The organism is Bacillus sp. FJAT-47783 (assembly GCF_022808615.1).
In the GTDB taxonomy this organism is placed as follows: domain Bacteria; phylum Bacillota; class Bacilli; order Bacillales; family Aeribacillaceae; genus Bacillus_BZ.
The window spans coordinates 46,337-72,660 of sequence record NZ_JAKZKS010000004.1 but is presented as its reverse complement, the minus strand read 5'-3'; the positions used below and the strand labels follow the sequence as shown (position 1 = coordinate 72,660).

Here is a 26,324-nt window from a genome sequence, read left to right as displayed (position 1 = left end):
AAAGAAAGAAAAAAGTTTTATCGCAGAACATTGTGATAAGTAAGGTTGAGTTTTTTAAGAAGTTAGAGGATGGTTATTTTTCTCTAGAAACCAATGATAAACACATCAATGGAATCTTGGACTATTTCCTCATTTTCTCTATTGCGTATACTTATATTAATGAAAATGTTCACAAAGATTCTTTATTTAATAATAATGACATGGATATAAGTAGAAATATTTCCTTGTTATTTACTTTTTTTAAGCCTTGCTCTCCTGAACCTATATTATTGAGGGAGGAATGAAATTATATGAAACACAAGAAAAAAATGATTCTATTAAGCATCGGAATGTCAGTACTGTTGGGAGGATGTGTAAATATGAACAGCTCAAAAGAAAATCAAAAAGATGAAACACTAGAAGAGAAACATACCGAAGAATCCAACTATATTAGTGTACAGGACTACACAGGGGAAGAATACACACTTCAAGGTGGAGAGAAGACTGATAAAATCGCTGAAGCCAATCGTAATGAAATTGATAAGGCAGTTAAGAAATTTTTTCTAGATAACTATAAAACGGAAGTAAAAGTACATAATATCGTAGGTGCTGCTGATGGAGCTACTGTATTCGTAGAATCAATCGGTGAACCGCATTTTTATACGTTTGCTGTTGTACCGATAGATGTTCATGAAGAAAAAGTATATTTGAATAAAGTGTTTTCTCAAGAAGGACAGGTTGAGGATGCAATTAAAGGTGGTTTATATGCCATGATTTTTGAAGATGAGTTTGAAAAATTAAATCAATATTTAAATGACTTATCAAATAAAGGTGATGTAATTGGAAGAACAGTTAAGTCTCTAGAGAACGTTGGCGGAACAGGCTATATGACCCCTTATTATTACATAACTACATCGATTCATGATAAAGCAATTGTTCCAGTTTTTGATATGTACCTTAAAAACTCAAACACAAGCATGGAAGAGTTATTAAAGGTTTTCGACCAAAACCAATTCTTACCTAAAAATTTTAATATAACGATTCAGTTATTTATGAAAGAAAGAAATGCTGCTCCAAGCGAAGAGCTATTTAAACAAATATGTGAAGATATCAAAAAAATGGATGGAATTCCAAAAGGTTCATATAGTGTAATTATTAATGATAATAATATAGATAAGCTAACTAATAATGGTGTTAAAGATAATTCATTAAAAAAAACATATCCCAATTACATTGTTAAAGAGTAGTAGGAGTGAAAGTCTATGGAAAAGACAGAAATACTACAGAAAACAGAAGATATAAATAATGATCAAGATTTGGTTGAACTTGCAGGTAATCAAGCGTATTTCTATCCACAAATTGAAGATAATATGCAAGTCAATGGTAAAGAATATAAGGTTATTGATACAATTTATAATCATCCAACAGGCCTAGATGCTCTAACCGTTGTAAATACTAAAACTGACGAAATCACTATCATTTTTGTCGGCACAGATGCTGGAGCGGAAAACGGTATACAGGATATTATCACGGATGTGCAGCTATTAAGTAAGTTGACCCCCGAACAAATGAAAGCTGCACGAGATTACTTCGATAAAATGAATGAGAAGTATAAAGCTGTAGGAGGTGTTTCTTCCATTTGTGGAAATTCGCTTGGGGGAGGATTGACTAATGCTGTAGCGGTTGAGAATCCTGAAGTCAAGGCTGTCACCTTAAACCCGGCAATTCTTCCTTCAGGTATGGTCGATACATCGAAAAACTACTCAAATATCACCAACTATTTCAGTCAATATGATGTCCTAACTTTAACGGAAACAGCATTGGGGCTCGGACATCGCATCCCGGGAAAACAATATAAAATCAATAATGGAATCCCTGAGTTTTTAAAGTTTGTTACAAACCATACAGGTTATTTACGAAATGAAGATGGAATCCAATTTTATACAATTGGCAAAAAGGGGAAGCCAGGATTTGGGGAAATCTATATAGATGCGGATGAACATATCGTTACAAGCATTTGGACTGGGGAGCCACTTTATGAAAGAGGTTCGGAAAGAATTGAAATCAATAAAGAAAACTTGCTACTCCTTTCCAAAGCATTAGGGGAACGTGTTATTAAACGAATAAATCTTTTTGATGACTATTTAGGAAATTCTATTGAAATTGTGGAAGATGAAGGAAATAAAATAAATGAACGAATAAACAAACTTCGATTCATTTTCCAACAATTGTTTGAAGACGCTGTTGGAGACCCATTTCTAAAAGGAGCAGCTTTTGCTGGAAATACATTAAAATTAAAAATCGAAGGTCTTATATCTATACTTAATACAGTAGAACTCAAGTGCCAATCGCTAAATATCATTTTGAATTCCCCTCCTGCAGAACTCGTCGAACACGTAATCAACAAAAATATAAGTGTTGAAAGCATTATTGTAGAGGCAAGATATCTATTATACTCGTTAATAGACAAAATTGATGAGGTAACTTATTCATTTGATTACATAATGAAGGCGTTGATTCCAGATTTGTTTAAAGGCGGTAGAGATCAGTTTATAGACGCTGTTGTCGGAGAATTATTGGCTCATTATGAAATCATTAAAATTAATAAATCGAAAATCTTGCATCAACTATCAGACTTTCAGAAACGGGTGTATGAAGTTTCAGAAGCTTTCCAAAATCGAGATGAAGGGTTAGCACAAGCTATTGAAAACAATACTCTTTTATTAGATGGTACAGAATATATACAGCAACTGGATATGACAGCATTAAATGAATCTCCATATATGATGGAGAAAATGCGATTAAAAGAGATTATGCTAGAGGTTGGCTATGGAGTGTTTTCTGCTAAGACCTATGAATTGATACTTCCATTATTCGGGGGACTTCAGATGATGCTGTTTTCCATTGAAAACACACTGGAGACCTTATCGCTAACCGTTAAGGGAACGACCAATATCTTATTAAAGGGAACCTTTCCAGGGCAACTCATGAGCCTATTTACTGATTTTGATGACAAAATTAAGAAAGCGATCAATGGAGCTTTAGAACCTATTGATGAAATAGCTGCTACAATTGAAGGTGTGCGAAAAGGAGTAGGTAACCTAATTGCATATTATCCTTTATTGTTGAAAGAATTTAAGCCGTATGTGCATACCGCATTATTCAACGAAACAAGTTATTATAATGTTCATCTGTATAATTTAGCAGCAATATCTATACTCGAAGAAATGGATCTCCTTTTTCAAGATATCGTTCATCAATTATCTGATCACAAAGCAAAAGCTATAGATGCTTTATGTGAAACTTCTAAACGTGTTTTGGAAAATATGAGGATCTTAGAAGAACAAGTTAATCGTGTCACACTAACCTAGGTAAGGCCATTCCTATCATCATGAAGTGAAAATTCGTTAAAATTTTAATTTTTTCTTAAAAAATATCTGTATACTCTTTATTTTTAGATAATTCATGTTATAATTTACAAATTAAAAGAAACGATTAAGGTAGGGATGTACAATGAGTCAAGTTACAAAAGAAGATGTAAATGTCCAAGTAGAAGATATTTTAAAAGCTCATCAAGCCGTGAAAGATGTCGTCCTACACACTCCACTTGAAAGAAATCAGCCTTTATCTGATAAATATGAGTGTAATGTTTATATAAAACGCGAAGATTTACAAATTGTTCGTTCTTTTAAAATTCGCGGCGCTTACAATAAAATGAAACAATTGTCCAAAGAAGAAACGAAAAACGGGGTCGTATGTGCAAGTGCTGGAAACCATGCACAAGGATTTGCCTATTCATGTAAAGCGTTAAACATTCATGGAAAAGTTTTTATGCCAACAACAACACCAAACCAAAAAGTATCTCAAGTGAAAAGACATGGAAAAGATCTGGTCGAAGTCATTTTATATGGGGATACGTTTGATGATGCTTACAATAAGGCGATGGAGTGCTCGAAAGAAGAAAAGAGAACGTTTGTTCATCCATTTGATGACAAAGAAATTATTAGCGGGCAAGGTACAGCAGCGATTGAAATTTTAAACGATTGCGAAGAACCGATTGATTATTTGTTTGCAAGTGTTGGCGGCGGTGGACTCATATCTGGAGTGGGAACTTATTTTAAAAGTGTTTCCCCTAATACGTTACTGATCGGTGTTGAACCTAAAGGGGCGCCTTCCATGGCAAAATCGCTAGAAGCGAATGAAGTCATTACATTACAAGAGATTGAAAAGTTCGTCGATGGAGCAGCGGTTCAACGTGTCGGAGAGCTCACCTTTTCGATTACTCAGCAATTAATTGATGATGTCGTACTCGTACCTGAAGGGAAAATTTGCACAACGATTTTAAATTTGTACAATGAAAATGCGATCGTAGCTGAACCAGCTGGAGCATTGCCAATCGCAGCATTAGACTTTTATAAAGATCAAATTAAAGGAAAGACCGTTGTCTGTATTTTAAGTGGCGGAAATAATGATATTGGCCGCATGCAAGAAATAAAGGAGCGCTCACTCGTTTATGAAGGATTACAGCATTATTTTATTGTGAATTTCCCACAAAGAGCAGGTGCACTTCGAGAATTTTTAGATGAAGTGTTAGGTCCAACAGACGATATTTCTCGCTTTGAATATACGAAAAAAAATAATAAAGATAGTGGGCCAGCTCTCGTAGGTGTTGAGCTAAAAGATCGTCAAGATTATGAAGGTCTCATTGAACGAATGAAAAAGAAAGGATTTCCGTTTACTGAAGTAAATAAAGATAGCAACTTGTTTCATTTACTCATTTAGAAAGGGGCTCGTTAATTTGTGTGGCAGATTCACCTTAACGGTTGATGCACTAGAAATCGCCCAATATTTTGACATTGATGAATTTGATGAGGAAAATTTTAAGAAAAGCTATAATATCGCTCCATCACAACAAGTGTTAGCCGTCGTCAATCATAAAGGAAAAAATCGTGCAGGCTATATTAAATGGGGACTCATCCCGTTTTGGGCAAAAGAGCCTTCTTTTCAACTTATTAATGCACGCGGAGAGTCGTTGCAAGAAAAGCCTAGCTTTAAACATTTGAATAGAAGACGATGTCTAATTTTAGCAGACAGCTTCTTTGAATGGAAAAAGGAGAAGGAAACGAAAAAGCCTGTTCGATTTTTATTAAAAAGCGAAGAGCCGTTTGCTTTTGCGGGACTATGGGACAAATACGAAAAGAATGGGGAGGTGCTCGTCACATGTACGATTGTAACAACAGCAGCCAATGAACTCGTAGCTCCTATTCATAATCGAATGCCAGCCATCTTAAATAAAGGAATAGGTGAGAATTGGTTAAATCCAGCGATAACAAACTGGTCAGACATATTACCACTAATCCAAGCGTATCCTGCTTGTGAAATGAAAGCATATGAAGTTTCACCGATCGTCAACTCACCGAAAAATAATTCAGAGCAATGTATTAAAGCGATTTAAATCGCAGTTTTGAGTCCGGCCTCACTAGTAGAAAATACGTTCGTGAAGAGAGTGGAACAACAGATAAAAACGATTACCATTCAATTGTCATATAATTGACGAAAATAAATAGTTTGTTGTGACAAAATTCTACATACTTTACTTGTGGCATCGGTTATAATATAAGAAACGGGTGAAAAAAGAGGATTGATAATTTGTTAGTCAAAAGCCTAGAGTTCAAAACGAAAAGTGGACAGAAGGTTAAAATTATTGAAATTCCAGTATTGGAGGAAAATAGCTCTTACCGTTTCATGTTAAATATTCGGTTGCAAAATTTTTTGCTTTCCATAACGAAAGAAGAAGAGCCGAAGCGCATCTATTCATTCAAAGAGTACTTAAAACGTGTATTAAAATGGCGTGATTATGAAGCAATATACAAACATACTATATTACGGAACAATGCGTAATAAAAGCAGTCTCTTTTCAAAAGGGACTGCTTTTATATGGCATCTCGACTACACATAAAGAAAATTAAGCTTGTGGCATAGGTGTTGGGGTTGGATCTGCGTAGCCTTCTTGATAACGCTCATCAATTTGTTCGCGTATTTCTTTTTTACTTGCACCTTTTTCGTATTGTAGAATAGAATTCGCGGCTATTTCTAAGCAAACCTTACATCTTGTCCCGTGATCATCCCAAACAACCTCACCATTTTCCTTTATCTTATGGACAAAGCACTCAAAATTATCTCGATGTCCAGCCGTTTCAGCACAGCCGCAATAACAAGGCATCGATCGCAGTAAATCTTCGTGCAAAGCGGCTGCTTGATAAATCGTTTGAATTTGTTCTGTTTGCTCCGATAAGAACGATGGATATTCATTGACTGAAGCTGTTGTTTCACGAACATCACCATTAGGCATGGTCGTATGGTCATGCCCAATCGAATTTTCACTATGCCCACACCCCATTAAAACACTAAAAGCGAGGAAAACGACTGTTATAACAAGTTTTTTCAATTTCATCACCTATACTTCATTTTTTTATCACAAACATACTTTACCATATATGTGAATCTATTTATACGTCTCATTAAATGAATATTTATTGACAAATAATAAAAACCTTTTCATAAACCGTTATTTTTTGCTAAACTTTTTACTGAATCAGAAGAAGAAAGGTGTAGAGAATGAAAAAAATCGGTATAATCTTATCTATTTGTGCGATCTTTCTATTAACTGCATGTGGAGGGTCTAAAATTGAAGGTGCCTTAAATTATGAAGTCGAACCATTCACCTTTACGAATCAGGACGGCAACGCATTTTCCCTAGAGGATTTAAAAGGGAAGGTGTGGGTCGCAGACTTTATTTTTACAAATTGTGAAACCGTCTGTCCGCCTATGACCGCTCATATGACTCAGCTTCAGAAAAAAGCGGAAGAAGCAGGAGTTGATGTGGAGTTTGTTTCATTTAGTGTCGATCCTGAAGTCGATACGCCAGAAAAGCTAAAAGATTTCGCAAGTAATTACGACCTATCGTTTGATAATTGGCATTTTTTAACAGGTTATAGTCAAAAAGAAATTGAAGATTTTGCGATGTCTAGTTTTAAAACGATCGTCCAAAAACCGAAAAATAATGACCAAGTTATCCATGGAACAACCTTCTTTTTAGTCGATCAAGAAGGGATGGTTTTAAAATATTATAGCGGCATTGAAAACACCCCATATGACGAAATTATTCAAGATATAAAAACAATTCAATAAAATGAAACTTCATTCAGTGAGGGCTTACTGCTCGTTAAAAGTGGGATAAAAACGTTGCATTCGCGCAACGTTTTTTTTATGAAAAGAAATAATAGGAACAAAATAGAGAAATTTCGATTAAAATAGGAAAGAAGATGTTTACCGATTTTCTCGGGGAGGAAAATAGAAAAAGAAGGTTGACGAATATTCGTAAACATACAATAATTTTATTGCAACATAATAGAATAAACGATCACCACCATAAAGACATGAAGGTGAAAAATATGAAAAAGTGGTTATTTTATCCTTTATTTTTGATCATGTTGATCGGTTGCTCTTCTATAGAGGTTCAACAGTCTGCACTTAAAGAGTCAAATTTACAAGAAAAAGAGGCAATCCCCGTAACGTTTCAAAAGCAATCGCTTCATATTGTTGGAATCGGTGATTCATTAACTGAAGGAGTAGGGGATGAAGAAGAAAGCAGTGGCTATCTCGGACGTGTAAAAGAGATGCTTCTAAATAAAACGTCGGTAGAAGAAGTTCACATTGAAAACTTTGGAAAAAAAGGGGATAAAACAACGAATTTATTAAAAAAATTAAAGAAAGAAACGATGCAAGAAGAGATTAAAAAAGCAGATATGATTTTTTTAACGATTGGTGCGAATGATTTAATGAAAATTGTCCGAAATAATATATTTGCTCTCTCTTATGAACCGTTTGAAAATGAACAACAAGTGTTCGCGAATCATTTAGAAGAAATCATGACGGTTCTACGTTCCTATAACGGTGAAGCGCATATATATTATATTGGGCTTTATAACCCTTTTTATTTAACTCTCCCTGATATTCCGGAAATTGACTTTATTATCGAACAGTGGAATGAAGCAGCTAGAGAAACCGTTTTACGAGATAACAATGCCTCCTTTATTTCTGTTCAACAACTATTTGAACATGACGAACAGGGTCGTTTATTATCTGATCAAATCCATCCGAACGGACAAGGATATACGTATATAGCCGAACAAGTTTATGAAGCAATATTACAAGATAGGAAGATGTAGGATGAGAAAATGGAAGATTCGTTTTTTTACGTTATTGACGATAAATATTGCGATCATTCTTCTTTTAGTTCTTCTCGTTTTTTCTCCAGTCAAGAAAGATGTTCCTGACAAAGTAGAAGTGAATGAAGAAGAGTACGCCACCATTCATGTACAGACAAATAAAGAGACCGTGACAAAGCTTGTCAATCAATATTTAATAAAAGAAGCGAACAATCAACCGTTATCTTACGAAATTTCGATTGAAGAAAACGTAAAGCTTTATGGCACATTACCAGCTTTTGGCCGCGACCTACAATTAACGATCTCATTTATCCCTAGAGTGACAAATGAGGGAGATGTCGTCCTGACTGTACACGAAATGTCAGTTGGGAAGCTCGCTTTACCGATTTCCTATGTACTAAAATATATTGAAAGACATTATGAGTTACCGAAAGAAGTAACGATTGATGCAAAAAAAGCCCAAGTATTCGTCAAGTTAACCGATATATCATTGCAAAATGATTACAAAGTGAAAGCGGGAAATATTAATCTAGAGAAAGATACAATTTCAGCGGAACTATATATTCCATATGAGTATGAGTAAAGGAAAAGGGCAGATTCAATAGGAGTCTGCCCTCTTACTTGAAATAAATCCGCAAGCCTTTCGGGTAAAAGTTTTTTAACGTACCTTTTGTTTCTTTTCCCCAACCGATTGGCATGCCATCGATTAATACTAATGTCCAACCACTGTCGCCGCCTGTTGGAATCGTTTCTCCACGCAAATAAGCCTTCCACTCCTTTTCATGTGATTTCATGTTGTAAGTATGTTTCACATCCTCTTGTGATAAATAATGGGCAAGGTGGTGACTTGGCTCAAACCGCTTCTTTTTATAATAACCGATATGAAGGCCTTTACGTATCACCTTTAAGTTTCCGAAATGAGGACAATTGTCTGGCAATAAAAATAAGTGGTCTTTATGAATCATAAAATCTCCTGTTATTTTCTTTTTTAAATAATGCTTTTCAAAAGAACGGAATTCATTTAAATCACGCTCTTTAACGATGTTTTTTTCAAGTTTAACAATACTGTGTTCACTTTCATCATTTGCCTTTATGAGCTTAGCAACGAAATGACCTTCGCCTTTTAATAAGTGCGGCCATAATCGGACGCTATTTTGAACAGCTTCGGTGTTATGGAGGGTCCAATTTATTCGGCCATCTGCCATGCCGTATTCTTTCGGAATGGCTTGAAGTTTCATATCAGGAAATTCTGTAATAAACCATTCCATTACTTGTTCATTTTCTTCCGGTGAAAAAGTACAAGTTGAATAAACGAGCACGCCACCTGGTTTTAACATATTGTAAGCATTTCGTAAAATTTCTTTTTGGGTAATCGCACATTTTTCAACATGTTCAGTGCTCCAAAATTTGGTTGCTTCCGGATCTTTACGAAACATACCTTCTCCAGAACAAGGAGCATCGACTAAAATTTTATCGAAATACTGTTGAAAATGTGAAGCAAGCCGTTCAGGTGCTTCATTCGTTACAACCGTATTTCGAATGCCTAGTCGCTCAATGTTTTCAGCCAGTATTTTCGCCCGTTTTGGATGTATTTCATTACTAACGAGCACGCCACTGTTGTTCATTTTCACCGCTAATTGAGTCGATTTTCCACCGGGAGCTGCACATAAATCGAGGACGCGATCAGTTGGATTTGGGTTTAATAGTTCTGCTGGCAACATCGCGCTCGGTTCTTGAATGTAATAAGCTCCAGTAAAATGATACGGATGCTTACCGGGTTCATCTTTATCTGCATGAAAATAATACCCTGTATCGCAAAAAGGAATTTTTGAAGTGTGAAAAGGGGAATTGTCTTCAAATTGTTTAGTTGAAAGTTTAAGAACATTCAAACGCAAAGCGCTTGATTTCGGTTGTTCGTATGACTTGAAAAATTCGTTCGCTTCTTCTTTTAGCAGCATGTTCATTTTGTTTGTAAATTCTTTTGGTAGCATAATCATGAATCTCCTTTCATCCGTAACCATTATAGCGGATTTTAATAAAGGAAGGTAAGAGGTTATGACCTTTTCGTGAACAACCTTGACGAGAGAGAAAAAATGAGGGAAAATGAATACACGTATGTTCTGACAATTGTAGACTCCTTGGACTTCTTTTTATGAAGGGGGATTTTAAATGAATAAGATTTTTATCGGTATTAGTGCAGTTACATTTATCGCTGCGATGTATTTCGCTAGTATTGCCTATAAAGTGTATGTAGGTGGAGACTTGGCGTGGGATTTAGATAAAATTTATTTAAATGTCGCCTATTCAGCGCTCTTTTTAAGCTTAACAGTCTATTTACTCCATCTTAAAGATCAGCGAAAAGAAAAGAATGAATAACTTGAAAAGCCACTTGTTTAAGTGGCTTTTCATCTTTTATTACTCAGATTCTTCAGTAGATTCTTCTTCCGTTGTATCTTCACTATTTTCTTCTGTGTTTACATCTTCTTGGGGTTCGGGATCTGTTTCATTATTACAAGCTGTAAGTAAAAACAGAGCAAGCAAGGATGCGCCAACTTTTATGAAAAGCGATTTTTTACTCATATTGAACCTCCCAATTTTTGAAATGTTAACCAGCTGGTACAAGGCCATTATAATAGATTTTACGTCTTAAAAAATTGAATTTACAGAAACTTTATCGTAACTTTACATTTTTACTATTTCTTACAATGATTTTACAATTTCAATCTTGTGCAATTAAAACGTGAAGGGAGGGGGTGCCATTTGCAAACCCGAGAGCAAAAAACGTATAAGACGTATTTTCACGGAGAAGCAAGTTGTTTTGAGACCACACTTTATCTTTCGTTTTAGCAATCGTAAGATGGACATCATACTTTTGGCTTTGAACCGTTTTGTAAGGAGTTAGTTTTTTATAAGGAACATTCGAAAAAATGGTTCCGACTGATTCAAGCTGAAAATCAAATGGTGGGGCATCAGGTGATAAATGAACGAATTTACATTCGGTTAGATCTTCATTTAAGGTATGTACATGACCTATAAGCATAAAGTCAAGGTTTGAATGAGTGCCGTAACAGGCAATCGTATTTGATTTAGAACGATTTGCGAAAAAGTATTTCGTATAACAAATTGTTTTCCGTTGCTCTACTTTAACGAAATCAACACGTACATGTCCTTTTGGAATCTTAATATAAGAAGACATTTTTAAAAAGGTTAGTCCGGATATTGCTAATTGACCATTAATATACACATTAAAGGCGCGAGAATCAGGCGATGCGTGCAAGATACGTAAAAAGGACATGTTTCCCTCCTTTTGATCATTATTTTGATACATTTTATGAAGGATGACCTGTGTTAAGAATAAAGATTTTTACGAAGAACAAGCTAATAAATAGGAGGGATGATGAACATGAAGAAGAAACGTCATAAATACAAATACAGCTATGAGTCGGATGACCAAATGGGCAACTCGGAAGAAGAGAATGGTGAAAAGAAAAATGAAAAAACATCCCATGATCCAAAGATGTTTTTTAATACGACGCAACATAGTGAATAAATAAACGGTAATATCATTATGTTAACTTAAAAAGGTTGAAAATCACTTTTCAACCTTTTTAAGCATTACCTAATTGAGCGTGTTTAATAAATGAGATTTCATCCTCAATTAAACCGCATGCTCCACATTGAATTTTATAATGTGGTCCTTTATAGGGGAGGTGAAATGGATCCAGTGCGTTTTGTTCGTATTGTTCAACAACGTCTCCGCTCTTCGGATCTAATTTAACGGCTTTCGGAATTTGTTCAATAATATTAAATCGGGTGCGATTTGATTTGCAATTTGGACAAAGGTAAGGTGTGGACATGTAGTTACCTCCTTTTTTCGTTAGTATGTGGAAGCATTGAAACATTTATGTAGAATGAAATTCGGAGGCTTTCCATTTCTTTTATTTTCAAATCGCTCTATAATAATGGATAGAAGAGGAGGGATATTTGTTGAAACACGACTCCACGATTCAACTTGCCACATTCGCAGGTGGTTGCTTTTGGTGTATGGTCCAGCCGTTTGACACATTACCAGGGATTAAATCTGTCATATCAGGGTATACGGGAGGGAATAAAGAAAACCCTACCTATGAAGAAGTTTGTTCAAACGAAACCGGTCATATGGAAGCCGTCCAAATTACATATGATGAAAGCATTTTTCCTTATGAAAAACTACTCGACATCTTTTGGCAGCAAATAGACCCAACAGATGAAGGTGGACAGTTTTATGACAGAGGCAGCTCTTACGAAACGGCTATCTTTTATCATAATGAAAAACAGAAACAGCTAGCGCTAGCTTCGAAAGAAAAGTTGGAAAAAAGTGGTCGCTTTCAAAAGCCCATTGTCACAAAAATCTTACAAGCAAAAACCTTTTATCGTGCCGAAGACGATCACCAAGACTACTATAAAAAGAATCCGTATCGCTATAAAAGGTATCGTCAAGGTTCAGGGCGGGATGCTTTTATTCAAAAGCATTGGTCAGCTCATTCAAAAGACGAACTGAAAAAACGTTTAACGCCAATCCAATATGAAGTAACCCAATTAAATGGAACAGAACCGCCATTTAAAAATGAATATTGGAACAATACGGAAGAAGGGATTTATGTGGATATCGTCTCTGGAAAGCCGCTGTTTTGTTCGAATGATCAATACGATGCAGGTTGCGGCTGGCCAAGCTTTACGAAACCGATTCATGAAAGTGAGCTGATTGAAGAACTGGATACGTCTCACGGAATGATTCGTACAGAAGTTCGCTCGAAAACGGCTAATTCTCATTTAGGCCATGTCTTCCACGATGGGCCTGGTCCTTCACGGATTCGCTATTGTATTAATTCAGCTGCTTTACGCTTTATCCGAAAAGCTGACCTTGAAAAAGAAGGATATGGTGAATATCTCGTATTGTTTGATGAAAAGGGGAACTAAACATTTTAAAATGGGGGAAATTTATGAGTAACTTAATGAGTGCTAAAGAATTATATCGTTTAATTGAGGAGAAACAGAACGTTCGAATGATTGATTGTCGATTTGATTTAGCGAACAAAAAAGCTGGAAAAGAACGGTTTGAAAAAGACCATCTTACTCATGCTCAATACGTAGATTTAGAAAACGACTTATCGGGAGAAGTAAAGGAGCATGGCGGTAGACACCCTCTTCCGGATATCGATCAGTTTGTTCAATTAATTGAGAAGCTCGGTATCGATAATGAAACAATCGTTGTCGCATATGATGACAATGCGTGCGCATTTGCTTCTCGTTTTTGGTGGATGATGAAATATATTGGACATGAACAAGTCTTTATTTTAAATGGTGGCTATGAGGCATGGAAAAGAGCGGGATATCCGACGACAAATGAAGTTAAAACATATGAACGAACAACGTATGTGAAAAAAGAACAACACGAACTATTAGCAACGGTCGATGATGTTCGAGAAGCGATGCAAAATAGTCGCACAGCGATTATTGATTCACGTGAATGGAGTCGATATATCGGTGAGTCAGAACCGATTGATTCAAAAGCTGGTCATATTCCAGGAGCGATCTCACACTTTTGGAAAGAAAATATGGAGAACGGGACGTTTAGATCAAAAGGAGCGTTAGCACAACAATTTTCTTCCCTTACGAATAAAGAGCGGATTATTGTCTATTGTGGTTCAGGTGTGACAGCATGTCCAAATTTTGTCGCATTAAAGGAAGCTGGTTTTTCAAACATGAAATTGTATGTTGGAAGCTGGAGTGATTGGATTACGTATGAGGATCATCCAATTGAAACGAAGAATGGTCGTACTTTAACAAGTAAATGATTATCATAGTTGAGCCTTCCGATTGGGAGGTCCTTTTTTTTGTGAAAATATAACTAGATAGGCGACTTAAAGTGGAAAAAACTCGAAAAAGTGATGAAAAAATCTAAGAAAGTGATGGAAAAACTTAAAAAAGTGAAAGAAAAATCGTGGCGTAGTGATGAAATGTCACGTTATCAAACTATTAATAAAACAAGAACTTTTTCTTTTTGAACAAAATGTGAATGGATATAGAAAAAGTGAGATAGAGAAAGTTTTTTTAAGAAAAAAAGAGATGTACACGTTTTCATTCAGTTTGCGATTCTTATTTATTTTGATATGATGGATACCGTTATGCTGACCGGGAACATCATTTTAGAAAGAGGTGGACTATGAACATTTTTAAAAAAGAAGAGTGGTTTTCAAATATACGCCCCGATATTTTAGCGGGGATAACAGTTGCTTTAGCCCTTATTCCTGAGGCGATTGCCTTTGCGATTATTGCAGGGGTTGATCCAATGGTTGGTTTATATGCATCGTTTTCTATGGCTGTTGTCATTGCCTTTGCAGGTGGACGACCTGCCATGATTTCGGCAGCTACTGGGGCAATGGCATTATTAATGGTAACGTTAGTAAAAGATTATGGCGTGGAGTATTTATTTGCCGCAACGATATTAACCGGAATAATTCAACTTTTAATGGGATTCTTTAAACTAGGTCGTTTTATTACGTTTTTACCACAATCTGTTATCGTCGGCTTTGTAAATGCATTAGCTATATTAATCTTTTTAGCTCAACTACCGCACTTTGAAAATGCGGGAATGATGATGTATGTAATGGTCGCTGCAACGTTAGTTATCATTTATACGTTGCCGCGTTTGACACGTGCAGTTCCGTCAGCATTAGTTGCGATCATCGTAATGACGGTTATTGCCATTTTCTTCGGATTAGATGTTAAAACAGTTGGTGATATGGGAGAGATTACACGTTCTTTGCCTTCTTTCCATTTGCCGCAAATAGAATTAACACTTGAAACATTTAAAATTATCCTTCCATATTCGATTACATTAGCGCTTGTCGGTCAGTTAGAATCATTATTAACCGCAACGATTGTCGATGATATGACAGATACAAAAAGTGATAAAAATAAAGAAATGAAAGGTCAAGGGATTGCGAATGTCGTCACTGGATTTTTGGGCGGTATGGCTGGTTGTGCGATGATTGGTCAATCTGTCATTAATGTGAAATCGGGTGGTCGAGGTCGATTATCTACCTTAACAGCAGGTGTGTTTCTACTATTCTTAATTATCGTTCTTGGTGATATCGTGAAACAAATTCCAATGGCTGCGTTAGTTGGGGTTATGATCATGGTATCGATCAGTACGTTTGATTGGCAGTCATTAAAAGATTTACGGAAAATTCCAGCCTCTGAATCAGTCATAATGGTGATGACCGTTGCGATTGTCGTCTACACACATGACTTATCGAAAGGAGTCATCGCAGGTGTTATCGCAAGCGCACTCGTCTTTGGATGGAAAGTTGCCCAAATTAAATCTTCATCAATGATTACTGAAGCGAAGAAAACATATGTCATTTCAGGGCAAATGTTTTTTGGAACGGTGTCTCATTTTATTGATCAGTTCACAATTTCAGAAGATCCTGATCATGTCGTGATTGATTTTTCACATTCACACGTTTGGGATCATTCTGCCGTAACAGCTATTTCAAAAGTTATTTTAAAATATCAACAAAATGGTAAAACCGTTGAAATACGCGGATTAAATGAAGAAAGTAAACAACTAGTAGAGAAGATTGGGTTAGAATCGCATTCTGCTCATTAATAGAAAAGAGTGAGGGAGACCTCACTCTTTTACTTTACGACAAGGACGGGAATATCGCTTTCATGGACAAGCTTATGACTGACACTTCCGAGTAACACTTCACCTAATGTTGAAAGTCCTCTTGAACCAACAATGACCATAAAAGGTCTGATTTTTTTCGCGTAATCTAAAATTTCTTTTGCAGGATCCCCAATCGCCACTTCAAGATGGTATTGGCAATTGGCTTCTTCAAACAACCGTAAAAGTGGACGTAACTGCTGAACGGCTCGTTCATATAATAGTTGTGACACATTAAAATGATTGGATTCAAGATCATTTAAACTTGGTGACTTTGTAAAAACATGAATAATATGAATGCGACAGTTATGCATAATGCTACATAAATGTCTCGTTTTCTCAACGGCATTCTTTGAATGGTTTGTCCCATCTAGTGCAATTAACAAGTTATTTTCCAAAAAACCCACCACCTAATGACTATGAAGCTTCTTCCTCATTATGTCATATATTGCAGTGAAAAAGGAGAGTTGTTTTACTTTTTTACGTTTTGGTAATCGTGATGGCTGTAAAGGTTGTTGATAAATTTGTCCCATTGCTTTTCTACGGTATACAGATTCAACGATCATGATCATCACACCTTTTAGAAAGCGTTTACATTCATTATAATACACGGTGTTGCATTTGTAAAAAAATTTAGAAAATACCATTGTGCCAAAAATATAAAAATGGCATAACGTAAAATAGGTGTTAATTTATCATAATATCCCTATACAATTCAAATGTTAATTAGTATCATAGATCAAGGAAAATAGAAAAGGAGAGTGAACAACGTTTATGAATAGCAGTAAAACGAATGAACCTGACCCGATACGATGTACAAAAGGCAGTTTAATCCGGTCATTTAGACCTCTGCTGTTCGTAAACGAACGCTGAGCGTCAAAATGATGATTGAGCTGCCTCAATAAGGGGGTTATGCTTTTATGTTAAATATGTACATGTCAACGATGAGCGGCGAATTAGTAGAAATAAACGATATTGAAAATGGTTGTTGGATTAATTTAGTTGCTCCAACGGAAGAAGAAATTAAATTCGTTTCAACAAAGCTTCAAATTCCGATCGATTTCTTTAAAGATGCCCTTGACGATGAGGAGCGTTCACGTATTGAAAAAGAAGAACAACACGTATTAATCATTGTGGATATTCCGATCGTATCAACCGATGATGTTGGGGCTACCATTTATGATACGATTCCCATCGGAATGATCATAACGGAATCATGTTTTATTACCGTTTGTTTACAAGAGAACCCAATATTTGAGCAATTTGCGCGAAATAAAGTGAAAGGCTTTTATACGTATATGAAAACGAGATTTGCCTTTCAATTACTCTATTTAATCTCAAGCTATTATTTACGCTATTTAAAGCAAATTAATCGAAAAACAAGTGCGATTGAAAAAGAGCTCCATCAATCGATGAAAAATAAAGAGCTGTTTTCACTACTAAGCTTAGAAAAAAGCTTAGTATATTTTACGACATCCTTAAAAGCAAATAATATTGTGATGGAGCGGTTACTTCGATTAAACTACTTAAAAATGTATGAAGAGGATCAAGATTTATTACAAGATGTTATTATTGAAAACAAACAGGCGATTGAAATGACCGAAGTGTACAGCAGTATTTTAAGTGGCATGATGGATGCCTTTGCTTCTGTTATTTCCAATAATGTGAACATTGTCATGAAGTTTTTAACGGCAATTACAATTGTCATAGCCATTCCAACTTTAGTAGCAAGTTTATATGGAATGAATGTTCCGCTGCCGTTTCAACATGAACCGTACGCATTTTTCATTCCAATTTCAATATCACTAATCCTCTCTTTCCTCATTGCCTTCATTTTTTGGAAAAAAAGATATTTTTAAATGGAGAATGGTGTCTTTTGGCACCATTTTTTTATAGGATCAACATTATTATTTATAAAGTTTTCGATGCCTAGCGAAAGCCACCTTCCCCTTGTGGTCAAAAAGCTTTATCCAGTAAAGGAGCGCGCTTCCGTTTTTCTTATTAAAAATGGGCAAATGCACAAACGATACAAGCGTATACCTACATAAAGTAAAACATGTAATGACAATTCATGAGGAAGGAGCCGAATAAAATGAATTACAGTCACCAAGAAAGTCCTTATTATGGTCACTATATGCCTTCATATGGATACCCGTGTTACGACGGAGCAAGTAGCTTCATATTAGTGCTCGTATTATTTATCTTGTTAATAATTGTTGGGACAGCGTTTGTAAAATACTAAGAGGATAACGGGTCTTTTCGGAACGAGTAACGGACGTTACTATTGTTGCAAATCGTATACGATCGTTAAATCGTAAACGTATGATGAACGAAGCTGTGTCTGTTCCCTTGATCTAGTCACTCAGGAATAGAGGCAAAGAGCGCCTTTTATTCCTGAGCGTCTTATTTATCCCACTCTTAACGGGCAGTAAGATCCCCACCTCAAGATTCTGTAGTAAAGCAAAGAAGATAGGTGGGGGACAACTGCCCGTAAAGGTCCGAACATAAAGAACACAGACTAAGAGCGCCACGTCCTGTGGCAACGTCTGTGAAACCCACATCCTGTGGGCCACAAGGGCCTTTAGGTCATCCCGTAGGGACTAACATTCAGTGGGGGATGAAAAAAACCCCACTGAATGAAGTTTCACTTTATGTGAGGCTACGCAAAGCTTTTCTGCACATCTTAAGAGAAAATGTCTCAACTTAAAATGTAAACTAAAATAAAAAATATGTTGACATAAATCAAACCTCTTTTTACCATATAAGATAGATGGGAAAAGGGGAGTGAATAAAATGAGAGCTCAATGGATAGAATTAGCTGAGCGAGTAAAAAAAGGTTATGAGATTACGAGAGAAGAAGCTTTGCAAATTTTACAAACACCAGATGAAGACTTATTATTGCTTCTTCATGGTGCCTATCAAATTCGTAAGCATTACTATGGGAATGAAGTAAAACTCAACATGATTATGAATACGAAATCAGGGTTATGTCCTGAAAATTGTGGTTATTGTTCGCAATCATCTGTATCAAATGCACCGATTGAAAAATATAAAATGCTAGATAAAGAAAGCATTTTACAAGGAGCAAAACGGGCCCATGAGTTAAATATTGGCACGTATTGCATTGTTGCGAGCGGTCGAGGACCGAGCGATAAAGAAGTCAATCATGTCATTGATGCTGTGAAAGATATAAAACGCGACTATGGCTTAAAAATATGTGCGTGTCTTGGTATTTTAAAAGAAGGGCAAGCAGAAAGGCTTAAAGAAGCCGGCGTTGACCGATATAACCATAACTTAAATACATCGGAAAAACACCATGAAAACATTACGACAACTCATACATATGATGATCGTGTGAACACGGTGGAAAAAGTGAAGGAAGTGGGTATTTCACCATGTTCAGGCGTCATTGTTGGAATGCGAGAAACGAAAGAAGACGTCGTTGACATGGCCTTTAGTTTGAAAGCGTTAAATGCGGATTCGATACCAGTTAACTTTTTACATGCTATCGATGGTACACCTTTAGAAGGGACAAATGATCTCGACCCACGATATTGTTTAAAGGTGCTATGCTTATTCCGATTTGTCAATCCATCAAAGGAAATTCGCATTTCGGGAGGACGAGAAGTGAACCTTCGTTCGCTCCAACCGTTAGGGCTTTATGCGGCCAACTCCATTTTTGTCGGTGATTATTTAACAACAGAAGGACAAGAAAGTACGAAAGATCATGAGATGCTTAAGGATTTAGGCTTTACAATTGACTTTGTCAAAGAAAAAGAAACTTCGACATTAGCGTAAGTGAATACGAGTGACTCTAATGGTAAGCATTAGAGCATAGCAAAATGAATGGGCAGAGATCTCAATCTAGGTTGGGACTCTGCCCATTCCTAACGATATGAAGAACGTTGTCGTAAACTAGCTAAAAAATGACGCATGAAGAAAAGGAGTTAGAAATAGTTATGTAGAAATCATAGGTAAAAAAGAATTTTGTTGAAAGTAAGGTGATAATATGAGGCATTCCCACTTAATTAAACCGTTATTAAACGAAGATTATCCAATGATCGCCTATGGTCGTGGAGTTTTTTTATATGATGTTGAAGGGAATAAATATTTAGATGGGTCCTCTGGTGCCGTCACCTGTTTAATCGGACATGGAGTTCAAGAAATTATTGAGACGATGCACGAACAAGCGAAGAAAGTTTCGTTTGTCTACCGTTCTCAATTTACGAATGAGCCGGCAGAAAAGTTGGCTGAAACACTTAGTAATTGGACAAATGGTCAATTTCCATGGACATTTTTTGTAAATAGCGGATCAGAAGCAACAGAGACTGCGATGAAAATTGCGATTCAATATTGGCAAGAAGTCGGTAAACCAACGAAAACACATATTATATCACGGTATATGAGTTATCACGGGATAACAATGGGCTCTTTATCTTTATCGGGTCATACCGAACGACGTTTTCGGTTCTCCTCACTTCTTGAAGCGAACCCGGCTGTATCTCCTCCATATTGTTATAGATGCCCATTTGATAAAACGTATCCGGATTGTCAATTAATGTGTGCCAATGAATTAGAAAGAGTCATTAAGCGAACAGGAAGTGATCATATTGCCGCATTTATTGCCGAACCAATCGTCGGGGCAGCCGGTGGTGTGATCATTCCGCCGAAAGGGTATTACCAACGTATAAGAGAAATATGTGATCGTCATGAAATATTATTTATTGCGGATGAAGTAATGACGGGAATCGGAAGAACAGGGAAAAACTTTGCGCTTGAACATTGGCTTGTACAACCGGATATGATAGCAACAGGAAAGGGATTAGGTGCAGGCTATACACCTATTGCGGCAACGCTCGTAAGTCCGAAAGTAATGTTTCCGATTTTAAAAGGGAGCGGCTCCATCATGAGCGGGCACACATATAGTGCCAACCCACAATCGGCCGCCATTTCACTTGCCGTTTTAGACTACATTGAAAAACACCAACTTATTCAACAAGTAAAAGAGAAAAGCCAATTTTTAGAACAAGAATTACTGAAGCTAAAAGGGTATCATCCAATGATCGGTGACATTAGAGGTTTAGGTTTGTTTTTTGGTATTGAATTTGTCTCCGATCAACTAAATAAAATACCATTCCGCAAAGAATTAAACATAACATCATTAATCGTAAAAAAAGCACAAAAGAAAGGCCTACTTGTCTACCCTTCTCAAACTGGAATTGAAGGAGATTGCGGAGATGCAGTTATTATTGCCCCACCATTAACGATTGAGGAAGAAGAAATGAAAGAGCTCGTCACGATTTTCGACAAAACTTTATCAGAAATTGAACGTGAACTGCAAATCGCTGAAATCATCCCGTCGTAAGGAGAGAGTCTGATGAATGAATTTGGAAAAATCACAAAAATCGATATTTTAAAAGATTACGTGAAGGATGGTTCAACAATGATGATCGGTGGCTTTGGTGGAGTAGGAAATCCTCCGACTCTGATTGACTCCATCCTTTCATTTGGGCAAAAAAATTTAACCGTTATTTGTAATGATGCTGGATTTCCTAATATCGGTGTTGGCAAACTTGTTTGTCATAAACGGGTGAAAACGTTAATTGCTTCTCATATTGGTTCAAACCCTATTGCTGGACAATTTATGGAGAAAAAAGAGATGTCAGTGGAATTTTCACCGCAAGGAACGTTAGCAGAACGAATTCGAGCTGGCGGGGTCGGACTTGGGGGAATTCTTGTCGACATTGGTGTAGGAAATGAGTGGGTTGAAAAAGGGAAAGAGCGAATCGTTGTAGATGGTCAACCGTATTTGCTTGAAACGCCTTTAAAAGCTGATGTAGCGCTTATTTATGCGAAAAAAGCGGATCCATTCGGAAACTTAATTTATGATAAAACCGCTCGGAATATGAATCCTCTTATGGCGATGGCAGCAAAGACAACCATTGCGGAAGTAGAAGAGATTGTTCCGCTAGGAGAATTAAGAGAAGAAGAGATTGTGACTCCAGGAGTCTTTGTTCAACATATCGTCCAAAGTAGGGGGGTGAACTGGAAATGGGCATGGGAATCGAAGTAAGAAAACAAATGGCAAAACGAGCGGCGAAAGAAATAAAAAGCGGCATGATCGTAAACCTCGGAATTGGTATCCCTTCGCTCGTTGCGAACTATTTATCAGACAAAAACGTTATGATACATGCTGAAAACGGCATATTAGGCATCGGCCCGTACCCATTAAAAGGTGAAGAAGATCCGTATTTATGTGATGCGGCTGGATTTCCAGTGACAACGATGAATGGTGCTTCTTACTTTGATAGCAGTATCGCCTTTGGCATCATTCGCAGTGGGAGAATTGACGTTTCCATTATCGGCTCACTTCAAGTAAGTGAAAAAGGGGATCTCGCCAATTGGATTGTTCCAGGGCAGCGCGTTCCGGGTATTGGGGGGGCAATGGATTTAGCGCAAAAAGCAAAGAAACTGATCGTCGTCATGAATCATGTAAACAAAAATGGGGAAAGCAAAATTGTGCCAACTTGCTCACTGCCATTAACGGCTAGACAGTGTGTAGACATGGTTATTACGGAGAGAGCTGTATTTCATGTAGAAAAACAAGGACTTTTACTAAAAGAAGTGTTCCATCCTTTTACAGTGGAAGATATTCTTGAGTCAACAGATGCTCGTATTTCGATCAGTTCAGACGTCAAAATGATCGAGAACTTGGATGAAGGGGGATTATCGAGATGAAAGAAAGCGTTTTCGACTGGATCGATCGTCATGAGAAAAAAATGGTATCGTTCCTACAAAAAGTCGTACAAGAAAAAAGTGTCTTTCAAAAAGAAGCGAGTGCACAAGCGGTCGTTTTGGAAAAATGTCGAGAGTTAGGTCTTACGATTGATCTTTGGGAACCTGAATTAAGCGCTTTGACGTCTCATCCAGAATTTGTTTCAACACGAAACGATTTTAAAGGAAGTCCGAATTTAGTTGCGACATTAAAAGGAACCGGCGGGGGGAAATCCATTATTTTAAATGGTCATATCGATGTCGTCCCTGAAGGTGAACGCAATCAATGGGAAGATGATCCATACCTTGGCATCATAAAGGATGGGAAGCTATTTGGCCGAGGGGCAACAGATATGAAAGGCGGAAATGTCGCCTTACTGTTTGCGATGGAAGCGATTAAAAGGAGCGGTTTGAAGTTAAAAGGAGATGTCATTTTTCAAAGTGTCGTAGATGAAGAGTGTGGCGGTGCAGGAACGTTAGCAGCCATTATGCGTGGATATAAAGCGGATGCTGCGATCATCCCTGAACCAACAAATATGAAAATATTTTTAAAACAACAAGGTTCGATGTGGTTCCGTATAAAAGTGAAAGGGCGTTCGGCTCATGGGGGGACAAGGTATGAAGGGGTAAGCGCCATTGATAAAGCGGTAAAAGTCATCGAGCAAATTCATAAGCTTGAAGAAAAACGAAACGCTCGTATAACAGATCCGTTATATGAGAGAATTCCAATTCCAGTACCGATTAATATAGGAAAAATGGAAGGTGGAAATTGGCCTTCTTCTGTACCTGATTCTGTTATTTTAGAAGGAAGATGCGGAATTGCCCCGAATGAAAGAAAAGAGGACGTTCAAGCAGAATTCATCACCTTTATAAAAGAACTGGAACAAGAGGATTCTTGGTTTGAAGACCATCCATTACAAATTGAATGGTTTGGGGCACGATGGCTTCCAAATGAAATGGATCAAGATCATCCGTTTCTGCAACAATTAATCAACTCATTTAAAGAAGTTATCGGAAAAGAGCCAACAATTGAAGCGTCTCCTTGGGGAACGGATGGCGGTTTATTATCACATGCTGGAGGAATCCCAACCATTGTATTTGGACCAGGACAAACAGAAATGGCTCATTTCCCAAATGAATACATTGATTTGAGAAAAATGATTGAAACGTCTAAAGTTATCGCTTCACTTTTAATCGATTGGTGTGAAATGAGTACAGAAGGAGGAGAGTAAATGAATAAAACGTATTCACAAGTTAAAACATTTCAAACGAATAAATATGAAGCAACCGTAACCTTTGATTATTACAATGAGCGTTGTCGGATTGACGATTATCGTGGAAATGCGGAATGGATGATTCGAGACATTCTTTCTTATATTCAAAACGGTTCATTTAATAAAGTGATTATGAAAGCAAGAAAGCGAGATATCCCCTCCTTTTTAGCCCATCTTTTCGTCGTCGAGGCGGTCGTCGATCAATATTTTCAAGGTGACGATATGTTTTTTATGTGCCGGTATTTATCCAATAATCGAAAAAATTCCGATAGTATTTTAGATGAAGACGAAATGATTGAATCCATTTATGCTCGTCCAAAATCGAAAGCGCTTGCAAATCATGACAAAGCCATTACAATTCGAAAAGGAAACGAGCATGATGCGTATGCACTCAGTCAATTGTATCAGCAAACATTTACCGTTTACCCAACCCCTCTTCATGATGCCCATTATATTGTTAAAACGATGGAAGAGGGGACGGTTTATTTTTTAGCAGAATCGGGTAATGCATTAATGAGTGCAGCGTCTGCTGAAGTTAATAACACTTACTATAATGCTGAAATTACAGACTGTGCGACATTGCCACAATATCGCAAACTAAAATTAATGAACAGCATCATTCAAAACCTTGAAGAAGAGCTAAAGAAAAGCGGCATTTATTGCAGCTATTCGATTGCACGGGCACAATCTTACGGAATGAACGCAGTGCTCCACCAACTCGATTATCAATATCGCGGTAGGCTCATTAATAACTGCTATATTTCAAAATCGATCGAAAATATGAATGTATGGTGTAAAGATTTGTCCTGCAATTAATAGAATTGTAACAACCTAATCATAGTGGGGGAATCCTTCCCCTGCTATATTTTCGTTAAATGCTTGTGGATAAAAAGGGATAGGTGATCGCAATGAAACGAGTTCAAAAAACAGAAAAACTCTTTTTTGAAATTTTAGATACGATTGATGAAGGGATTCATGCCGTAGATGCGGATGGCTATACGATTTTTTATAATCATATCGCAGCGAAACACGATGGAATGAAGCGAGAAGAAGTCATTGACCGTCACTTATTACATGTTTTTCCATCTTTAACAGAGGAAACAAGTACCTTATTAAAAGTTATACATACGCAAAAACCTATTTACCACTTACCTCAAACGTATGTTAACGTGAAAGGGGAAAAAATTGAAACGGTTAACACGACATTACCGATAGTAGTCGATGGTGAGTTAATTGGTGCGGTCGAAATTGCGAAGGATTATTCAAAATTAAAATCATTATCAGAGAAACTTCTCGATTTACAACAAAAGAAATCGAATGAATTAACGGAAATAGAACAAACGCTCTATCACTTTGATGACATTATAACGACAAACCCTACATTAATAAAAATGAAAGAGAAAGCAAAAAAAGTCGCAAAATCACCGGCATCTGTTTTAATATACGGGGAAACAGGCGCTGGGAAGGAGCTCTTCGTTCAATCGATTCATGCCGAATCTTTACGGAAGCAAGGACCTTTCATTGCCCAAAATTGTGCAGCTTTACCCGAATCATTGCTCGAAAGTATTTTGTTCGGTACGACAAAAGGAAGCTATACAGGTGCGACAGATCGTGCCGGCTTATTTGAGCTTGCACATGGGGGGACGCTTTTTCTTGATGAATTGCAGTCAATGCCCTTGTCTCTTCAAGCGAAACTATTACGTGTCATCGAGGACGGTTATGTGAGGAGAATCGGGTCAAGCCGGTCCATGAAGGTAGATGTGCGAATCGTTGCCGCAATGAATGAAGAACCTTTTTTATGTGTAGAAAATGGCCGTTTACGTGAGGATTTATTTTATCGCTTAAACGTTTTTTCCCTTGCCATCCCTCCTTTAAGGGAGCGGAAAGAAGATATTATCGTACTCACGAAATCCTTCATCCAATCATTTAATATAAAAGTTGGAAAAGACGTTCATGAGCTCTCAACAGAAGTGAAGACACTATTTTATCGGCACGATTGGCCAGGAAATGTTCGGGAATTAAAACATGTGATCGAATATGCTATGACAATGGTGGAAGGAAAGATCATTTTACTAAGACATCTACCTGATTACTTCCAAATGGAAACAAAGTTAGAAAATGGACAACTGTCCTTACGGGAAGAAATTGAACATTTAGAGAAAAAAAGGATAAATGAAGCCCTCCAATTACATAATGGAAATGTATTAAAAGCTTCCAAACATTTGCAAATTCCAAGACAAACATTGCAATACAAAATGAAACGGTATGAAATGAGTGCCGAAAATTAGTCAATAAAAACCTATCTCCTGCCGAAAAATGAGCAAATATATTTAGAAAATTCTTAATAATCCAACT

Annotated in this window: 29 protein-coding genes; 22 read left to right on the top strand and 7 right to left on the bottom strand. The window is 36.9% G+C overall.

Features of this window, described 5'->3' with window-relative positions; translation table 11 throughout:
- Positions 1-290 precede the first annotated feature (290 nt).
- The 5 genes from MLD65_RS05105 (at position 291) to MLD65_RS05085 (ending at position 5,880) form a co-directional block, all read left to right on the top strand.
- Positions 291-1,226 carry a DUF1672 family protein gene (locus MLD65_RS05105; RefSeq protein WP_243290801.1) on the top strand — a complete coding sequence of 312 codons (936 nt, stop codon included), beginning with the start codon at positions 291-293 and terminating at the stop codon, positions 1,224-1,226.
- Positions 1,227-1,241: 15 nt separating this feature from the next.
- Positions 1,242-3,350 (top strand): SA1320 family protein, encoded by a 2,109-nt coding sequence (locus tag MLD65_RS05100; RefSeq protein WP_243290800.1) that lies wholly within the window; start codon positions 1,242-1,244, stop codon positions 3,348-3,350.
- A gap of 142 nt (positions 3,351-3,492) precedes the next feature.
- The gene (ilvA, locus tag MLD65_RS05095) at positions 3,493-4,761 is read left to right on the top strand and encodes a threonine ammonia-lyase IlvA (RefSeq protein ID WP_243290799.1); all 1,269 of its coding nucleotides are present in this window, start codon (positions 3,493-3,495) and stop codon (positions 4,759-4,761) included.
- Positions 4,762-4,777: 16 nt separating this feature from the next.
- The gene (locus MLD65_RS05090; RefSeq protein ID WP_243290798.1) at positions 4,778-5,434 is read left to right on the top strand and encodes an SOS response-associated peptidase; all 657 of its coding nucleotides are present in this window, start codon (positions 4,778-4,780) and stop codon (positions 5,432-5,434) included.
- Between the two features lie 194 nt (positions 5,435-5,628).
- Complete coding sequence (locus MLD65_RS05085; protein ID WP_243290797.1) at positions 5,629-5,880, top strand: DUF2535 family protein; 252 nt, start codon at positions 5,629-5,631, stop codon at positions 5,878-5,880.
- Between the two features lie 64 nt (positions 5,881-5,944).
- Here MLD65_RS05085 and MLD65_RS05080 read toward each other — a convergent pair whose 3' ends face one another.
- Positions 5,945-6,433, bottom strand: a complete 489-nt coding sequence (locus MLD65_RS05080; protein WP_243290796.1) for a PCYCGC motif-containing (lipo)protein — start codon at positions 6,431-6,433, stop codon at positions 5,945-5,947.
- Positions 6,434-6,597: 164 nt separating this feature from the next.
- Here MLD65_RS05080 and MLD65_RS05075 point away from each other — a divergent pair, with 164 nt between their 5' ends.
- The 3 genes from MLD65_RS05075 (at position 6,598) to MLD65_RS05065 (ending at position 8,793) form a co-directional block, all read left to right on the top strand.
- The gene (locus MLD65_RS05075; protein WP_243290795.1) at positions 6,598-7,170 is read left to right on the top strand and encodes an SCO family protein; all 573 of its coding nucleotides are present in this window, start codon (positions 6,598-6,600) and stop codon (positions 7,168-7,170) included.
- A gap of 263 nt (positions 7,171-7,433) precedes the next feature.
- Complete coding sequence (locus MLD65_RS05070) at positions 7,434-8,210, top strand: SGNH/GDSL hydrolase family protein (RefSeq protein WP_243290794.1); 777 nt, start codon at positions 7,434-7,436, stop codon at positions 8,208-8,210.
- A 1-nt stretch (position 8,211) separates the two neighbouring features.
- The gene (locus MLD65_RS05065; RefSeq protein ID WP_243290793.1) at positions 8,212-8,793 is read left to right on the top strand and encodes a YpmS family protein; all 582 of its coding nucleotides are present in this window, start codon (positions 8,212-8,214) and stop codon (positions 8,791-8,793) included.
- A gap of 34 nt (positions 8,794-8,827) precedes the next feature.
- Here MLD65_RS05065 and MLD65_RS05060 read toward each other — a convergent pair whose 3' ends face one another.
- Positions 8,828-10,201 (bottom strand): RsmF rRNA methyltransferase first C-terminal domain-containing protein, encoded by a 1,374-nt coding sequence (locus tag MLD65_RS05060; protein ID WP_347709267.1) that lies wholly within the window; start codon positions 10,199-10,201, stop codon positions 8,828-8,830.
- A 178-nt stretch (positions 10,202-10,379) separates the two neighbouring features.
- Between MLD65_RS05060 and ypmT the strand changes: the two genes are divergently transcribed.
- Positions 10,380-10,586: a protein YpmT gene (ypmT, locus tag MLD65_RS05055; protein WP_243290791.1), complete on the top strand. Its 207-nt coding sequence runs from the start codon at positions 10,380-10,382 to the stop codon at positions 10,584-10,586.
- A 39-nt stretch (positions 10,587-10,625) separates the two neighbouring features.
- Here ypmT and MLD65_RS05050 read toward each other — a convergent pair whose 3' ends face one another.
- Together MLD65_RS05050 and MLD65_RS05045 are read right to left on the bottom strand one after the other, a co-directional pair.
- Complete coding sequence (locus MLD65_RS05050; protein ID WP_243290790.1) at positions 10,626-10,790, bottom strand: hypothetical protein; 165 nt, start codon at positions 10,788-10,790, stop codon at positions 10,626-10,628.
- Positions 10,791-10,929: 139 nt separating this feature from the next.
- Positions 10,930-11,505, bottom strand: a complete 576-nt coding sequence (locus MLD65_RS05045) for a DUF4397 domain-containing protein (protein WP_243290789.1) — start codon at positions 11,503-11,505, stop codon at positions 10,930-10,932.
- A 108-nt stretch (positions 11,506-11,613) separates the two neighbouring features.
- Here MLD65_RS05045 and MLD65_RS05040 point away from each other — a divergent pair, with 108 nt between their 5' ends.
- Positions 11,614-11,760 (top strand): hypothetical protein, encoded by a 147-nt coding sequence (locus tag MLD65_RS05040; protein ID WP_243290788.1) that lies wholly within the window; start codon positions 11,614-11,616, stop codon positions 11,758-11,760.
- A 58-nt stretch (positions 11,761-11,818) separates the two neighbouring features.
- Here the strand turns inward: MLD65_RS05040 and MLD65_RS05035 are convergent, their stop codons facing one another.
- Positions 11,819-12,067, bottom strand: a complete 249-nt coding sequence (locus tag MLD65_RS05035) for a DNA alkylation repair protein (RefSeq protein WP_243290787.1) — start codon at positions 12,065-12,067, stop codon at positions 11,819-11,821.
- A 130-nt stretch (positions 12,068-12,197) separates the two neighbouring features.
- Here MLD65_RS05035 and msrA point away from each other — a divergent pair, with 130 nt between their 5' ends.
- From msrA to MLD65_RS05020, 3 genes are all read left to right on the top strand, one after another.
- On the top strand, positions 12,198-13,169 hold the full coding sequence (gene msrA, locus MLD65_RS05030; RefSeq protein ID WP_279325969.1) for a peptide-methionine (S)-S-oxide reductase MsrA: 972 nt from the start codon (positions 12,198-12,200) through the stop codon (positions 13,167-13,169).
- Positions 13,170-13,192: 23 nt separating this feature from the next.
- Positions 13,193-14,047, top strand: a complete 855-nt coding sequence (locus tag MLD65_RS05025; protein WP_243290786.1) for a sulfurtransferase — start codon at positions 13,193-13,195, stop codon at positions 14,045-14,047.
- Between the two features lie 368 nt (positions 14,048-14,415).
- Positions 14,416-15,864 (top strand): SulP family inorganic anion transporter, encoded by a 1,449-nt coding sequence (locus tag MLD65_RS05020; protein ID WP_243290785.1) that lies wholly within the window; start codon positions 14,416-14,418, stop codon positions 15,862-15,864.
- Positions 15,865-15,893: 29 nt separating this feature from the next.
- Here MLD65_RS05020 and MLD65_RS05015 read toward each other — a convergent pair whose 3' ends face one another.
- The gene (locus MLD65_RS05015) at positions 15,894-16,319 is read right to left on the bottom strand and encodes a universal stress protein (RefSeq protein WP_243290784.1); all 426 of its coding nucleotides are present in this window, start codon (positions 16,317-16,319) and stop codon (positions 15,894-15,896) included.
- 12 nt (positions 16,320-16,331) lie between these two features.
- A complete protein-coding gene (locus MLD65_RS05010; protein WP_243290783.1) occupies positions 16,332-16,487 on the bottom strand; it encodes a hypothetical protein in 156 nt (51 codons plus the stop codon).
- Between the two features lie 354 nt (positions 16,488-16,841).
- On the opposite strand from MLD65_RS05010, the gene MLD65_RS05005 reads away from it, so the two are divergent.
- The 9 genes from MLD65_RS05005 (at position 16,842) to MLD65_RS04965 (ending at position 26,257) form a co-directional block, all read left to right on the top strand.
- Complete coding sequence (locus MLD65_RS05005; RefSeq protein ID WP_243290782.1) at positions 16,842-17,780, top strand: magnesium transporter CorA family protein; 939 nt, start codon at positions 16,842-16,844, stop codon at positions 17,778-17,780.
- 275 nt (positions 17,781-18,055) lie between these two features.
- A complete protein-coding gene (locus MLD65_RS05000; protein ID WP_243290890.1) occupies positions 18,056-18,163 on the top strand; it encodes a YjcZ family sporulation protein in 108 nt (35 codons plus the stop codon).
- Between the two features lie 551 nt (positions 18,164-18,714).
- Positions 18,715-19,719 carry a biotin synthase BioB gene (bioB, locus tag MLD65_RS04995; RefSeq protein ID WP_243290781.1) on the top strand — a complete coding sequence of 335 codons (1,005 nt, stop codon included), beginning with the start codon at positions 18,715-18,717 and terminating at the stop codon, positions 19,717-19,719.
- Between the two features lie 211 nt (positions 19,720-19,930).
- A complete protein-coding gene (locus tag MLD65_RS04990; RefSeq protein ID WP_243290780.1) occupies positions 19,931-21,286 on the top strand; it encodes an aspartate aminotransferase family protein in 1,356 nt (451 codons plus the stop codon).
- A 12-nt stretch (positions 21,287-21,298) separates the two neighbouring features.
- Complete coding sequence (locus MLD65_RS04985) at positions 21,299-21,994, top strand: CoA transferase subunit A (RefSeq protein WP_243290779.1); 696 nt, start codon at positions 21,299-21,301, stop codon at positions 21,992-21,994.
- Positions 21,973-22,659: a 3-oxoacid CoA-transferase subunit B gene (locus tag MLD65_RS04980; protein ID WP_243290778.1), complete on the top strand. Its 687-nt coding sequence runs from the start codon at positions 21,973-21,975 to the stop codon at positions 22,657-22,659. The genes MLD65_RS04985 and MLD65_RS04980 overlap by 22 nt, the downstream gene beginning before the upstream one ends.
- On the top strand, positions 22,647-23,927 hold the full coding sequence (locus MLD65_RS04975) for a peptidase (protein ID WP_243290889.1): 1,281 nt from the start codon (positions 22,647-22,649) through the stop codon (positions 23,925-23,927). The genes MLD65_RS04980 and MLD65_RS04975 overlap by 13 nt, the downstream gene beginning before the upstream one ends.
- On the top strand, positions 23,928-24,785 hold the full coding sequence (ablB, locus tag MLD65_RS04970) for a putative beta-lysine N-acetyltransferase (RefSeq protein ID WP_243290777.1): 858 nt from the start codon (positions 23,928-23,930) through the stop codon (positions 24,783-24,785). It abuts the gene before it with no gap.
- Positions 24,786-24,877: 92 nt separating this feature from the next.
- On the top strand, positions 24,878-26,257 hold the full coding sequence (locus tag MLD65_RS04965) for a sigma-54 interaction domain-containing protein (RefSeq protein ID WP_243290776.1): 1,380 nt from the start codon (positions 24,878-24,880) through the stop codon (positions 26,255-26,257).
- Positions 26,258-26,324 lie beyond the last annotated feature (67 nt).